Here is a 13,371-nt window from a genome sequence, read left to right as displayed (position 1 = left end):
TCATGTTCGCATGGCCGCAGAGTCAGATCAGCGTGATGGGCGCCGAGCAGGCCGCCAATACCCTCGCCGACGTCAAGATCCGCCAGCTCGCCAAGCAGGGCAGGAAGCTGACGCAGGCCGACATCGACGCGATCCGCGATCCGGTGCTCGGCGAATTCAAGCGCAAGCAGAGCGCCTACTGGTCCACGTCGGAAATCTGGGACGACGGCATCCTCGATCCGGTCGACACCCGCAATGCCCTCGGCATGGCCATCTCCGCCGCGCTCAACACGCCGATCGAAGAGCCGCGCTACGGGGTGTTCCGGATGTAGGCGATGCGGCGGCGCACATGGACACATTGCCACCGGCAAGCACCGACCGCCCCGCATCGCCATCACCAACGATATAGCAAGCCAGGAGTTTCTCATGCTGATGTTCAGAATCTGTATCACTCTGGCCTGGCTGTCGGTCATCACGGTCAGCGTCCACGCGGTCGAGACGATGGGGCTGGCGCCGGGCGGCATCGTCTTTTTCCAGGATTTTGCGCATCCCTGGCGTGCGCAGTACAACGCCGACTTCTCGATGCATCTGTTGCTGATGGCGGCCTGGATCGCCTACCGCGAGAACCGGCTGCTGGGCATACCCCTCGGCCTGTTCGCGATCATGTTCGGTGGCGCGTATTCGCTGGCCTACATTTTCATCGCCACGTTCAAGGCCGAAGGCCGTTTCGACCGGCTTCTGCTCGGCCGACGCACCTGAAAGCCACCTGCAGCGCCCCGATCGGAGTCGAGTGCGCTCGCCGACGTCCGGACCGGGCGCCAGCCCGACGCCGTGGCGAGGCAGGCACGAGCCGCAGTGCGAAGCGGCTTGCGCGCCTCGTCACATCGTGATACATAGACATTGTTTCCAATGTGTAATATCTATAATGGAAACATTAAGAGCCGCGACACCCATACAGCACCAGCAAAAGAAACACGAGGAGCAACATGACGATCCAGACTCTCAGCCGCGAAGAAGTAGCCAGCGTTTCGGGTGCCGACAGCAACCGCACCCTGCCCCTGATCACGCCGCTGGTTTCCAGCAACATCGCGCAGGCATTCGTCGGTGCCGGCTTTACCGCGCTCGGCAATGTGTTCAAGAACCAGTTCCTTTCCGGGCTCGTTGAAGTTGGCGGCGGCTCGCTGAGCAAGCTGCTCGCGAGCATCAATCACCGCCATTGAGCTGGCCACCACCCTCCCGGACAGTCCGCGCTGACGCACGGCGAGCCTGGTATCGCATGGCGGACTGCCTCCCTGACGGGACGGTCCGCCCTGTCGGTACACGACGATCACTGACCAGGCTGTTGGCCGACGACGCGAACGCCGGCCGCGCGCCGGCGTGATCACATGGCGAACCATCCTGAGAGCGGTCGTCGTCCTCGATTGTCGGCATCACGATGTCATCGCTCTATCGACGCGAGGCGCTCGCCGCGCGCAACGCGGCGCCGTACGGAAGAATCGTCCTGATTCAGCCGCCATCCCTGCGCCTGCTCGGCGCGGTGGCCATCGCGTTCGCGATCGTCGTCGTCCTGTTCCTGATCTTCGGCAGTTATACACGGCACAACACGGTCAGCGGACAACTGCTGCCCGATGCCGGCCTCATCAAGATCTATTCGCCGATTACCGGTGTGGTTCTGGAACGTCACGTTCAGGAAAACCAGCAGGTCAAGCCGGGCGACGTGCTGTTCGTCGTATCGGGCGAGCGCTCGCTCGGCGTTCGCGATTCCGGTGCCCAGGCTGAGCGCACCGACGGAATCGGCAGCAACGTTCCGGCGGCTTCGAAGTCCGCCGAGCTGAGCCGCCAGCTCGATCTTCTCGATCAGCAGATCGAGACGCAGCGCAAGCGCCTGGACATAGGTCGGAACGCCATTCAGGCGTACGCCGGACTCGTTGCCAAGCGATACGTTTCGCGCGAGCAACTGCAGGAAAAGCAGGCGGGATTTCTCGAACAGGAATCGCAGCTGCAGATTCTCGAGCGTGAGCGCATCTCGCTGTCGCACGAGCTGGATCTGCAATATCTGGTGATCACGGCCACGCAGGCCGGAACCGCGACGACGGTGACGGCCGACGTCGGCCAGACCGCGGAGAGTGACAGACCGCTGCTGTGCATCGTGCCAGCAAACTCGGAACTGCACGCCGAACTGATGGCGCCGAGTCGGGCGGTCGGATTCGTCCGTCCGGGCGATCGCGTGTCGCTGCGCTATCCGGCATATCCGTACCAGAAGTTCGGGCGTTATGGCGGCACCGTGTCGTTCGTCTCCAAGACCTCGCTGCCATCCGGTGAATCGTCCCTCTATGGCCAGAGCCCGGCGACCGGCGAACCCGCGTATGAAATCCGCGTCAAGCTCGACCGACAATCGGTCGACGCTTACGGCCGGGCGCAGCCGCTGCGATCCGGCATGACGCTTGAAGCCGACCTGCTGCAGGATCGTCGACGGCTTTACGAGTGGGTGCTCGATCCGCTGCTCAGCCTGAACGGTCAGACCTGACGTCATGTTCGAGCGCCTGTCCTTCGGCTTCGGTCGCAAGCTGCCGCTGGTACTGCAGACCGAAGCGGCGGAATGCGGGCTTGCCTGCCTTGCCATGGTGGCCGGATATTTCGGGCACCACACGGATCTGCCGAGCTTGCGCCGGCGCTTTTCCGTCTCGCTCAAGGGCACCACGCTCGACACCATGATGCGGATCGCCAGTGAGCTGGGCCTGGCGACACGTCCGGTCAAGCTGGCGCTCGACGATCTCGCGCAGCTGCGCACGCCGTGCATCCTGCACTGGAACTTCAATCACTTCGTCGTCCTGAAGAGCACGGGCGCGCGCGAGGCGACGATATTCGATCCGGCCTCCGGCGTGCGCCGGATTTCGACGAAGGAACTTTCGGCTTCGTTCACCGGTGTCGCGCTTGAGCTGTGGCCGGGAAGCGGCTTCACGCGCTCCGAGCGGCAACCGGGTGTGAAGCTGCGCCAGCTCATGGGCGAGGTGTCCGGGCTCTATCGCTCGTTCGGACAGGCGCTGCTGCTGGCGCTCGCACTCGAGGTGTTCTTTCTGGTCGGCCCGTTCCTGCTGCAGTGGGTGGCCGACGATGTGCTGGTCAGCGCCGATCGCAATCTCCTGAACCTGCTCGCGATCGGATTCGGGCTGATGCTGTTGATGCAACAGTTCGTCGTCCTGGTGCGAGGCTGGGTCCTGATGTATCTCGGCACCACGCTGAGCATGCAATGGCACGCCAATGCGTTCACGCATCTGCTGCGACTGCCGTCGCAATACTTCCAGAAGCGCCATCTCGGCGACGTGCTGTCGCGCTTCGGCTCGATCGATGCGATTCAGAATACGCTGACGACCTCCTTTCTGGAGGCGATTCTCGATGGTCTGATGTCGACCGCAACGCTGGTCCTGATGTTGATCTACAGCCCGCGGCTCTGCCTGATCGCGATTGCCGCGATGGTACTGTACGGACTGGGACGCTGGCTCTGGTACAAGCCGCTGCGCACGGCGACCGAGGAGCAGATCGTGCACGCCGCGAGGCAGCAGAGCCATTTCCTCGAAACCGTGCGCGGCGTTCAGGCGATCAAGCTGTTCGAGCGTGAGGATGAACGTCGCTCCAGCTGGTTGAGCCTGCTGGTCGAGCAGGTCAATGCCGGCCTGCGTACCAAAAGGATCGCCCTGCTGCACCAGGTCCTCAATGGCCTGCTGTTCGGAGCGGAGCACATTCTGGTGGTCTGGCTCGGCGCCCGGCTGGTACTCGGACAGGGCTTCACGATCGGCATGCTGCTGGCGTTCATCGCCTACAAGACGCAATTCGACACACGCGTCAGCGCCCTGATCGACAAGCTGATCGAGGTCGGCATGCTGCGCCTGCAGGGCGAACGGCTGGCCGACATCCTGCTCAGTCCGGTCGAACCGGACCGCGGTGCGAGCTTCGATGACGGGCGCCAGGCCGAACTGGCCGCTTCCATCGAAATACGGGCGCTGCATGCACGCTATGCGCCTCAGGAAGCCGATGTGCTCGACGGCATCTCCGTGAGCATCGCGGCCGGCGAATGCGTTGCCATCACCGGCCCGTCCGGAAGCGGCAAGAGTTCGCTGGTGCACGTGCTGCTGGGACTGCTGCCACCCGCGTCGGGCGAAGTGCTGATCGGCGGCCACCGTACCGATCACATCGGCTTGCGGGCGCAGCGCCGGATCACGAGCGCGGTTCTGCAGGACGATGTCCTGTTCGCCGGCTCGATCGCCGACAACATCAGCTTCTTCGACCCCAGACCCGACAGAGCGTGGATCGAACAGTGCGCTCGCCTGGCCGCGATCGAAACCGACATCCTGGCGATGCCGATGACCTACAACACGATGATCGGCGACATGGGCGCCGCGCTGTCGGGCGGCCAGAAACAGCGCGTGCTGCTGGCGCGTGCCTTCTACAAGCGGCCGAAGATCCTGATTCTGGACGAGGCGACCAGCCATCTGGACATCGCGCGCGAGCGTGAGGTCAGCGACGCCATCCGCGCACTGGGGATGACGAGAATCATCGTGGCGCATCGCGCGGAGACGATCGCGTCCGCCGACCGCATCATCACGCTGGAAAGCGGCAGGATCGTGGCCGACCGTTTCGCCTCGACGCCCGCCCCCACCGTCGATCCGGCGACGGCGCGGAGCGTTTCATGAGCAGCAGCGCGCATCGCTCCCGAAAACCGGCCCGACGGTTCGCGGCCGCGGTGCTGATCCTGCTTCCGGTCTGCGCACAGGCTGCATGGTTCGACGATCCTCTGGGCACGTCGAACGATATGCCGGCATCCAATGAACAGCAGATCGCGCAGGCCGGTCTGTCGCCCTGTACGTCCGGCGAGCTGCCGGCGCCACTCGGTCTTTCCGACGCGATCAGCCGTGCCCTGTGTTTCAACCCGCAGACCCGGCAGGCCTGGTCGGCCATCGTCGCACAGGCAGCCGCCGTCGGGATCGGGCGATCCGCCTACCTCCCAGGCGTCAGCGCGAGTGCATCGGTCGGTCGTGTCGGCGAAGATGTCAGTTCAAGGAACGCGCCGGAATTCGACGCTTCCCTGCGCGGTGGCAGCAACGAGCAGTCCCTGGCGCTGAACTGGGTGCTCTACGACTTCGGACTGCGCGCCGCCAGCCTGCGACGCGAACGGGCGCTGCTCGACGCCGCCGCCGCCAGCCGCGACGAAATCGTTCGCTCGGTGTTCATCGAAACCGTGCAGGCCTACTTCACGGCGATCGAAGCCCGCGACACGCTGGCGGCGCAGATCGAAGCGGAACAGCGTGCGCGCCGCAGCGTCGAAGTCGTCGATGCCAAGGTCGATGCCGGCGTCGGCTCCGAGGCCGACAGACTGCAGGCCAATACCGCCAGTGCCCTGGCCACCCTGAATCGCATTCATGGCAGGCAGAACCTCGAGAACGCGATGGGGGCGTTGGCCGTCGTCGTCGGCGTACGGCCGGGCACGCTGTCGGCCCTACAGGAAAGCGATCCGCACTCGGCCGAAATTCCGGGCGTCACGGCACTGGCTGATCACCTGATCGATCAGACTCTGCGTTCGAATCCGCGCATCGCCGATGCGCGCGCGCAGCTGGGCGCGGCACGCGACGCCGTATCGGCGGCACAAGCTGCTGGTCGACCGAGTATCGCGTTGACGGCACTCGGTGATCGCAGCGCCAATCCGGTCGATCGCGTGTCGACCGCACAGACCATAGAGACCTCGAGCATCGGTCTGCAACTGACGATCCCGCTGTTCGATGGCTACGCCCACCGTTATCGGGTCCGCCAGGCCCGGGCCGAGCTCGAGGGCCGCGAGGCCACGCTGTTCGCGGCGCAGCAACAGGTCGCAGAGGATGTCTGGAACAGCTACGTGGCAGTACATGCCAGCGGCGAGGATCTGCAGGCCTGCAAGATCCTGCTCGACAATGCGAGTCAGTCGTTTGCGTTGGCCGTCGGCCGCTATCAGTCCGGCGTCGGCAGCATTGTCGAACTGCTCAAGGCGCAGTCCGATCTCGCCTCGGCACGCGAATCCGACGCACAGTCGCGCAGCCGATGGCAACTCGCGCGCCTGCAGCTGGCCGCCGGCCTCGGCGAGCTGAATCTGTCGTCGCTGCAGGATGGCCAGGCAATGTCGCCACCGGCGCAGGGCGCGCCACGATCGGTGATTCTGCAAGCACCGGCAGCACCGACGACCGTGCCGCGGACGCCCGTCGACCTTCCTCCGAGCGGTCCACCGGTCATTACGTCGATCACGCCGGAGCCGGTGCCGGGCAGCAGGGGACCGCAGGCGCTGACGATCACTGGCCGGCACTTTGTCGACGGCGCCCTCGTCAATCTGCACGATCGGACGCATGACATGGATTTTCCCGATCGCCAACCCGTGCTGGTCGAAGACGCGAGTATCTGGGTCTGGGCGGACGTCGGCTGCGGCGCAAACTGGACGGCGGAGGTCGTCAATCCGGACGGGCGCCACTCCGCCAGCCAGGCCTTTCGTGTCGTCGGGCCGTGCCACGCCGCACCCACGCCGCCCCGGCCCTGAGACGACAAGCCGCGGCAGGTCCGTCGATCGCGCCGCTAACGCTGCAACACCGAGACGACGATACCCCTGAGCCGTGGCGCCATCATCACCTGACACGCGAGTCGCGCACCGCAGGGCGCCTCTCCTTCTGCTTCCAGCATCGCCATCTCCATCTCCGACGCCTCACCCGCCGCCTCGCGCCACTCGGGGGCGATGGCGATCTGGCAGGTCCCGCAGGCACAGCCTCCGCCACAGTCGCCGGTGATGCCCGGCACATCGTTATGCGTCGCGATCTCCATCAGCGATTCACCGTCCTGCGCCTCGATCTCGATCCGACGATCGCCGACCAGGAAAGTGACTGCTGCCGCCTCGGCGGCGATTTCTGACGACATCTCCATCCTCCATCGAATCCGGCGGACAAGCCCGCCTTGCCAAGAACCCGCATGCGCCACGGCTGCGCGGCAGCAGGGCATGCGTGCATTATCGTGCACTTTCGACATACTTGCACTACGACATTATTTACTTTAGCCTTGCGACAGCTGCCCGAGAGCGGCGCCCGACAATCGACCGAGCGAGAACAGCGTCATGCGGCATTTCAGCCTGCGCGTCCCCAGTCCCCATGAAGGCCCCCGAACCTTGTCACCCGCCGGCTCTGACGGCGATCAGGGAGCTTCGGCGTGACGACTCCCGTATCGCAGCTCGACTACCAGGACCGCGTGGTTGTCATTTCCGGCGGCTCGTCCGGCATCGGCCTCGGCATTTCCAGGCATCTGGCAGCGCTCGGCGCGCAGCTCGTCATCATCGGCCGCACCCAGTCGAAGCTCGACCATGCCGTCGCGCAAATCAGCGCCGCCGGCGGGCGGGCCATCGCGTATGCGGTCGACGTCCGCGAATCCGCGAAACTCGCCGAGCACATGGCGGACTGCAAATCGCGCTTCGGCGGCATCGATGTCGTGATCGCCGCAGCGGCCGGAAACTTCTTCGTGCCGGCCGAACGCATGTCGGCCAACGCCTTCAAGACGGTCGTCGAGATCGATCTGGTCGGCACCTTCAACCTGTTCGCCGCGGCGTTCCCCGCGCTGAACAAGCCCGGTGCCGCAATGCTGGCGATCACCGCACCGCAGGCGCAAAGACCGATGGCGAATCAGGCGCACGCCTGCGCCGCCAAGGCCGGCATCGACATGCTCGTGAAATGTCTGGCGATGGAATGGGGCGCGCAAGGGATACGCGTCAATGCGGTTTCGCCGGGCCCGATTGCCGGCACCGAGGGACTGACGCGTCTCTCGGCGACACCGGAGGTCGAACGCTTCGTGCGCGACGCAACCGCGCTGAAGCACTTCGGCGAGGTCGGCGACATCGCGCAAGCCGCCGCATTCCTCTGCAGTTCGCAGGCGGGCTATGTCACCGGCACCGTGCTCGACTGCGACGGCGGCATGCGCCACGGAAATTTCGTCTCGCCATGAGCACGTTCAGCGCCGGCAGCGTCCCGCTTATCGAACAGCGTCTCGAAGGCCGCGTTCTGATCGCGACCCTGAATCGACCAGAGGCCGCAAACGGCATCAATGCCGATATGGCTGCGGCGCTTGAAGGCCTGGCCGGGCACCTCGAACGGGAAGACGGCATTCAGGCGCTGGTGCTGACGGGCAAAGGCCGCGTGTTCTGCTCCGGCGGCGACGTCGGTGCGTTCAAGAGCGCGCTGGCGCAAGCCGACGGCGCAGCACAGCTGCCTGCGCTGCTCGACGTGCTCGCGAGCCGCGTCCACGCCGCGCTGGAACGCATCGCCAATGCCGGCCCGCTGCTTATCGCGGCCGTCAACGGCCCGGCGACCGGCGCCGGTCTCGGCCTGCTGTGCGCCTGCGATCTCGCCTATGCGCGGCCCGGTGCAACGCTGCGCGCCGGGTTCTCCAGACTCCGGCTCTCGCCGGACACTGCAACCTCCTATTATCTCCCGCGCATCATCGGCTATCGCCGGTCACTCGAGATGCTGCTGCGTGGCGACGCCGTCACCGCCGACGCCGCGCTGCAACTCGGCATCTACTGCGAGCTGATCGATCAGGAAAACGAGCTGTTCGTGGACGAGGTCCTGCTGCGTGTGCAGGCACTGATCGCTTCGGGCCCCGCGGTGGCTGCGACCCGCCGCCTGCTTCGCGAAGGCGAGCACGCCTCGCTTGGTGAACATCTGCGGCGCGAGCAATCAATGCTCGTGGGTCTGGCGGCGCGTCCCGACGTCAGTGCGCATATCCGCAAGGCGCTCGGTCTCGAATGAAGGCGGCGCCGCCCTCCGTCGCGACGCTGCTCAAGCGGCGAACACCGGACGCCGTTTCTCGATAAAGGCGTTCGCACCTTCCGCGAAGTCCGGGCACAGCCCGCATTCGCGCTGCAGATGCTCCTCGAGATCGAGTTGCTGATCGAGCGTATTGTCCGCTGCCGCGTGCAGCGCCCGCTTCATCGCGGCGATGCCGGTGCGCGGACCACTAGCTAGTTTCTGCGCGAGCCGCATCGACGCCGGCAGCAAATCGTCATCGTCGACCACATCCCAGATCATGCCGAGCTCGAGCGCGCGCTCGGCTGAAACCGTCTGACCCAGCAGGCTCATGCCCATCGCGCGCTGCCGACCGACGAGCCGCGGCAGAAACCAGCTGCCCCCGGCATCCGGCACCAGGCCGACATGAATGAAGGCCTGCACGAAACTGGCCGAGCGCGCCGCGACCGTGAGATCGGCGCCCAGGGCCAGCGAAGCGGCACCACCGGCCGCAACGCCATTGACGGCCGCGATGACCGGCTGCGGAAGCGCCTGCATCCGCCGCACGATCGGGTTGTAGTAATGGGCCAATGCGTATCCCAGATCGATCCGGCCGTCGGCGTCGAGCGGTGGCTGCGCCATCGTCGCCGTCAGATCGGCACCGGCACTGAAGGCGCGACCGTTGCCGGTCAGCACGACGACGCGCAGCCCGCTGTCGGCCGCGGCGAGGTCGATCGCCTGCGCCAGCTCTGCGAGCAGAGCGAAATTCATGGCATTGAATGCGCGCGCCCGATTGAAGCGGATGCAAAGGACGGAGCCGTCCCGATCGACCTGCAGTTCCTTGAAGTTCATGTCAGCGTCCAAAAAAATCCCCCCGCGGGTTCGCGGAGGGAAAAATCCGCTCGTAAAGCGGAGGGGAGATGGTCATCGACGAGCGTCTGTACTCAGCCCGTCGAAGCGGTCGGATGGAAATTCGTCGCGGCCCGGGCACGTTCCTGCAGCCAGGTCGACGGCAGAAAGCGCGGCCCGCAACGTTCGGCCAACCGTCGGCATTGCTCGACGAAGTTCGCCACGCCCACGGTATCGATGTACGAAAGCACACCGCCGGTCCATGTCGGATAACCGATGCCGAGCACGGAACCGAGATCGGCATCGGCGGGATTGGTGATGACGCCTTCCTCGAAGCAGCGAGCGGATTCGAGCGCCATGATCGAGAGGAAGCGCCGGCTCAGTTCATCGATATCGGCTTGCTCGGCGCTCGTCGGATAGGCCGCGGCGAGCCCTGACCAGAGTCGCTTCGGCTCTTGCTCCGGGTAGTCGTAGAAGCCGCCGCCGTAGCGCCGTCCGGCGCGCTTGAGCTCGTCGACCATGCGGAAGATCACGGAGCGGCCAGTCGTGCTGCGATGATGCTCGGGCAAGGCGTCCGCTTCCTGCTGCTTGATGATGCTCTGCATCAAGGCCATCGTGACTTCGTCGGACAGGGCCAGCGGTCCGACCGGGAATCCGGCGCGGCGTCCTGCGCTTTCGATCAGAGCCGGTGCAACGCCGTCCTCGAGCATGCGCATGCCCTCATGCGTGTAGGTCATGATCACGCGACTCGTGAAGAAGCCGGGCGAGTCGTGAACGATGATCGGCGTCTTGCGCAACTGCCCGACGAAGTCGAGCGCCTTGGCGATCGTCTCGTCGCTGGTCTGCTCTCCGACGATGACTTCGACCAGCGGCATGCGCTCGACCGGCGAGAAGAAATGCAGGCCGATGAATTGCTGCGGTCGCTTCGAGGCCTTTGCCAGTCCGGTGATCGGCAAGGTCGACGTGTTCGAGGCAAACGTCGCCGATGCCGGCAGCACGGCCTCCGCGCTAGCCGTGACGGCAGCCTTGATGTCGCGTTGCTCGAACACTGCCTCGACGACGAGATCACAGGCATCGAGATCCGCATAGTCCGCCGTCGCCTTGATCCGTGCCAGCTGCGCTTCAATGCGCTCGCCTGTCGTACGTCCTTTCTTCAACTCCCTGGCGAGCAGCCTGGCCGAATAGTCTCGTCCCTTCTGCGCCAGTTCCAGGGTGGAATCCAGCAGCACGACCTGCATCCCGACCTGCGCGGCGACGTGCGCAATTCCCGCGCCCATCATGCCGGCACCGAGGATGCCGAGCTTGCCGACCCTCGACTTCGGAATTCCGCTCGGACGACTCGCCAGCTTTTCCGCCGCGCCCTTGTTGACGAACAGCGTGCGCATCAGATTGCGCGCAACCGGGCCCGACAACAGCTTGCCGAAGTATTTGGACTCGATGCGCAGGCCGACATCCATCGCCAGCTGCGTGCCTTCGAAGACGCAGGAAAGAATCGCCAGCGGTGCCGGATAGTTGCCTTGCGTCGAGCCCGTCGCCAGCGCGGTCCCGGACGTGAACGAGACGCCGGCATGCGCGGCCAGCGGACCGGCGCCGCCGGGAACGCGATAGCCCTTGCGATCCCATGGCTGCTCGGCGCTCGGCGTGCCGCGCAGCCATGCGTAAGCCCGCGCGATGAGCTGATCGGCATCCGCCAGTTCGTGCACGATCCCGAGCTTCAGTGCTTCCGCCGGCTTCACTGACCTGCCCTGCAGCAGCAAAGGCAGCGCGGCCTGAATGCCGATCAGTCTCGGCAGGCGCTGTGTGCCGCCAGCGCCCGGCAGCAGCCCGACGTTCACCTCCGGCAGGCCGACCACCGCCTTGGCATCGTCCACCAGAACGCGGTAATGGCAGGCGAGACAGAGTTCCAGACCGCCGCCCAGCGCAAGTCCATTGATTGCCGCCACGAATGGCTTGCCGCAGCTCTCCAAGCGCCGCAGGGACGCCGACATGTCGCGAGAAATCGCGGCCGCCTGCGCGGCGGTGATGCCGCGATCGTAGGCACCGACGAAATCCTTGAGATCTGCTCCGGCCACAAAGCCGCCGACCTTGCCGGAAGTGAGGATGGCACCCTTGATGCTGTCGCTGCTGGCGACGCGTTCGACCAGCGCGGCCAATTCGGCCTGCAAGTCCGGCGTCAGCACATTCATCGGACGATCGGGCACATCGATGCTCAGCAGCGCGATGCCGTCGTCGGACAGTTCGAATCGAATCGTGTTGGTCATGCTCGTGGAGGCGGACTGATGGAAGGGCGGCGAACGCAAAACTCAGAGCCGCTCGATGATGGTGGCCGTACCCATGCCGGCACCGACACACAGGGTGCACAGGCCGGTCGACAGGCCGCGTCGCTCAAGCTCGTCGAGCACGGTGCCGATCAGAATCGCGCCGGTTGCGCCCAGCGGGTGACCGAGCGCGATCGCCCCGCCGTTGACGTTGACCTTGTCGTGGGGCACATCGAGCACGCGCATGAAGCGCATGACCACCGACGCAAAAGCCTCGTTGACCTCGAACAGATCGATGTCGCCGACCTTCATGCCGGCCAGCTTCAAGGCCTTCTCGGTGACCGGCACCGGGCCGGTCAGCATGATGCAGGGTTCGGAGCCGATCGATGCAAAGCTGCGGACGCGTGCGCGCGGCTTGAGGCCGCTGGCCTCGCCATATGCCTTCGATCCGATCAATACCGAACAGGCCCCATCGACGATGCCGCTCGAGTTGCCGGCGGTGTGAACGTGATGGATCGTTTCGACCTGCGGATAGCGACGTTGGGCAACCACGTCAAAACCGCCCTGCGTGCCCATCTGCTCGAACGCCGGCTTGAGCTTCGCAAGATCGGCGATCGTCGTGCCCGGCCGCAGATATTCGTCGCGATCGAGAACGACCTCGCCGATCACGTCGCGAATGCCGATTACCGACTTCGCGAACCGGCCTTCCTGCCAGGCCAGTGCGGCACGGCGCTGACTCTCCAGTGCGAACGCGTCGACGTCCTCGCGCCGATAACCGTCGATTGCCGCAATCAGATCGGCACTGATGCCCTGCGGCACAAAGCTGACCTTCGCGGCAAATGCCGGATCCGTGGCCCAGGCGCCGCCGTCCGCGCCGATCGGCACGCGCGACATCGATTCGATGCCACCGGCGACGACAGCCTGCGACTGACCCGACATCACTTTCGCCGTGGCGATATTGAAGGCCTCCAGGCCTGAAGCGCAGAAGCGATTGATCTGCACGCCGGATACGGTCTCGGCATAGCCCGCATTCAGCACGGCGGAACGCGGCAGCACCGACCCCTGTTCGCCGATCGGCGACACTACGCCCATTACGACATCGTCGAGCAGTGCCGTATCCAGCTGACTGCGATCACGCAGAGCCTGAAGCACCTGCGTAGCCAGCTGCAAAGGCGTGATCTCGTGCAGCGATCCGTCGCTGCGGCCCTTCCCACGCGGACTGCGAACGTGATCGTAGATATAGGCTTCGGACATTCGGTTCTCTGGAGCGACGGCGATGTGATGAGATGGAAACGTGCAGCGCGTTCAGTGGCGACTCTTGATCAACCAGAGCCGCGCGAGGCTCGCTGAGCCATCCTTGCCCCTGACCGACGACAGCGTCCGGACTGCATCCGCCTTTTTGCCGGCGAGCAGCTGCGCATAGCCGAGATGGAGCCTGGCCACGTCCGGATTTTTCAGACCGCCCTTGGCGATGCCCTGCTGCATCAGGGCGATCCCTTTGGCCGCTT

12 protein-coding genes and 1 pseudogene are annotated in these 13,371 nt (G+C 65.2%); 8 read left to right on the top strand and 5 right to left on the bottom strand.

The genetic code is table 11. The features are described from left to right. The 6 genes from G7Y85_RS19980 to G7Y85_RS19955 all read left to right on the top strand — a co-directional run. Positions 1 to 311: carboxyl transferase domain-containing protein (locus G7Y85_RS19980; protein WP_277817166.1), on the top strand; the 311-nt coding region annotated here is incomplete at its 5' end. A 94-nt stretch (positions 312 to 405) separates the two neighbouring features. After that, a complete protein-coding gene (locus tag G7Y85_RS19975; protein ID WP_166261783.1) occupies positions 406 to 738 on the top strand; it encodes a DUF1475 family protein in 333 nt (110 codons plus the stop codon). 227 nt (positions 739 to 965) lie between these two features. Then, entirely contained in the window at positions 966 to 1,199 is a 234-nt protein-coding gene (locus G7Y85_RS19970) for a hypothetical protein (RefSeq protein ID WP_166261781.1), read from the top strand. Between the two features lie 215 nt (positions 1,200 to 1,414). Continuing rightward, positions 1,415 to 2,506 carry an HlyD family secretion protein gene (locus G7Y85_RS19965; RefSeq protein WP_166261779.1) on the top strand — a complete coding sequence of 364 codons (1,092 nt, stop codon included), beginning with the start codon at positions 1,415 to 1,417 and terminating at the stop codon, positions 2,504 to 2,506. 4 nt (positions 2,507 to 2,510) lie between these two features. After that, entirely contained in the window at positions 2,511 to 4,670 is a 2,160-nt protein-coding gene (locus tag G7Y85_RS19960) for a peptidase domain-containing ABC transporter (RefSeq protein WP_166261777.1), read from the top strand. After that, positions 4,667 to 6,535 (top strand): TolC family protein, encoded by a 1,869-nt coding sequence (locus tag G7Y85_RS19955; RefSeq protein ID WP_166261775.1) that lies wholly within the window; start codon positions 4,667 to 4,669, stop codon positions 6,533 to 6,535. The genes G7Y85_RS19960 and G7Y85_RS19955 overlap by 4 nt, the downstream gene beginning before the upstream one ends. A 35-nt stretch (positions 6,536 to 6,570) precedes the next feature. Here G7Y85_RS19955 and G7Y85_RS19950 read toward each other — a convergent pair whose 3' ends face one another. Then, positions 6,571 to 6,906 (bottom strand): 2Fe-2S iron-sulfur cluster-binding protein, encoded by a 336-nt coding sequence (locus G7Y85_RS19950; RefSeq protein ID WP_166261773.1) that lies wholly within the window; start codon positions 6,904 to 6,906, stop codon positions 6,571 to 6,573. A 285-nt stretch (positions 6,907 to 7,191) separates the two neighbouring features. Between G7Y85_RS19950 and G7Y85_RS19945 the strand changes: the two genes are divergently transcribed. Continuing rightward, complete coding sequence (locus G7Y85_RS19945) at positions 7,192 to 7,977, top strand: SDR family oxidoreductase (RefSeq protein ID WP_166261770.1); 786 nt, start codon at positions 7,192 to 7,194, stop codon at positions 7,975 to 7,977. Further along, the gene (locus G7Y85_RS19940; RefSeq protein WP_166261767.1) at positions 7,974 to 8,780 is read left to right on the top strand and encodes an enoyl-CoA hydratase/isomerase family protein; all 807 of its coding nucleotides are present in this window, start codon (positions 7,974 to 7,976) and stop codon (positions 8,778 to 8,780) included. Before G7Y85_RS19945 ends, G7Y85_RS19940 begins: the two co-directional genes overlap by 4 nt. 30 nt (positions 8,781 to 8,810) lie before the next feature. Here G7Y85_RS19940 and G7Y85_RS19935 read toward each other — a convergent pair whose 3' ends face one another. The 4 genes and pseudogenes from G7Y85_RS19935 to G7Y85_RS19920 form a co-directional block, all read right to left on the bottom strand. Next, entirely contained in the window at positions 8,811 to 9,608 is a 798-nt protein-coding gene (locus G7Y85_RS19935) for an enoyl-CoA hydratase-related protein (RefSeq protein ID WP_166261764.1), read from the bottom strand. Positions 9,609 to 9,700: 92 nt separating this feature from the next. Then, a complete protein-coding gene (locus tag G7Y85_RS19930) occupies positions 9,701 to 11,866 on the bottom strand; it encodes a 3-hydroxyacyl-CoA dehydrogenase NAD-binding domain-containing protein (RefSeq protein ID WP_166261761.1) in 2,166 nt (721 codons plus the stop codon). 42 nt (positions 11,867 to 11,908) lie between these two features. Further along, positions 11,909 to 13,117 (bottom strand): acetyl-CoA C-acetyltransferase, encoded by a 1,209-nt coding sequence (locus G7Y85_RS19925; protein ID WP_166261756.1) that lies wholly within the window; start codon positions 13,115 to 13,117, stop codon positions 11,909 to 11,911. A gap of 51 nt (positions 13,118 to 13,168) precedes the next feature. After that, positions 13,169 to 13,371 (bottom strand): annotated as a pseudogene (locus tag G7Y85_RS19920) (hypothetical protein); the annotation flags it as partial.

Origin of the sequence: Solimonas terrae (genome assembly GCF_011067135.1) — a bacterium.
GTDB classification, from domain to species: Bacteria; Pseudomonadota; Gammaproteobacteria; order Nevskiales; family Nevskiaceae; genus Solimonas; species Solimonas terrae.
The sequence above is the reverse complement of the archived record's forward strand: the minus strand, read 5'-3'. Positions and strand labels throughout refer to the sequence as shown.

Bases quoted from the DNA above. Each gene is read 5' to 3' on its own strand.
- G7Y85_RS19940 (WP_166261767.1), top strand. From the start codon at position 7,974: ATGAGCACGTTCAGCGCCGGCAGCGTCCCGCTTATCGAACAGCGTCTC.
- G7Y85_RS19960 (WP_166261777.1), top strand. From the start codon at position 2,511: ATGTTCGAGCGCCTGTCCTTCGGCTTCGGTCGCAAGCTGCCGCTGGTA.
- G7Y85_RS19975 (WP_166261783.1), top strand. From the start codon at position 406: ATGCTGATGTTCAGAATCTGTATCACTCTGGCCTGGCTGTCGGTCATC.
- G7Y85_RS19965 (WP_166261779.1), top strand. From the start codon at position 1,415: ATGTCATCGCTCTATCGACGCGAGGCGCTCGCCGCGCGCAACGCGGCG.
- G7Y85_RS19955 (WP_166261775.1), top strand. From the start codon at position 4,667: ATGAGCAGCAGCGCGCATCGCTCCCGAAAACCGGCCCGACGGTTCGCG.
- G7Y85_RS19950 (WP_166261773.1), bottom strand. From the start codon at position 6,906: ATGTCGTCAGAAATCGCCGCCGAGGCGGCAGCAGTCACTTTCCTGGTC.
- G7Y85_RS19970 (WP_166261781.1), top strand. From the start codon at position 966: ATGACGATCCAGACTCTCAGCCGCGAAGAAGTAGCCAGCGTTTCGGGT.
- G7Y85_RS19925 (WP_166261756.1), bottom strand. From the start codon at position 13,117: ATGTCCGAAGCCTATATCTACGATCACGTTCGCAGTCCGCGTGGGAAG.
- G7Y85_RS19935 (WP_166261764.1), bottom strand. From the start codon at position 9,608: ATGAACTTCAAGGAACTGCAGGTCGATCGGGACGGCTCCGTCCTTTGC.
- G7Y85_RS19930 (WP_166261761.1), bottom strand. From the start codon at position 11,866: ATGACCAACACGATTCGATTCGAACTGTCCGACGACGGCATCGCGCTG.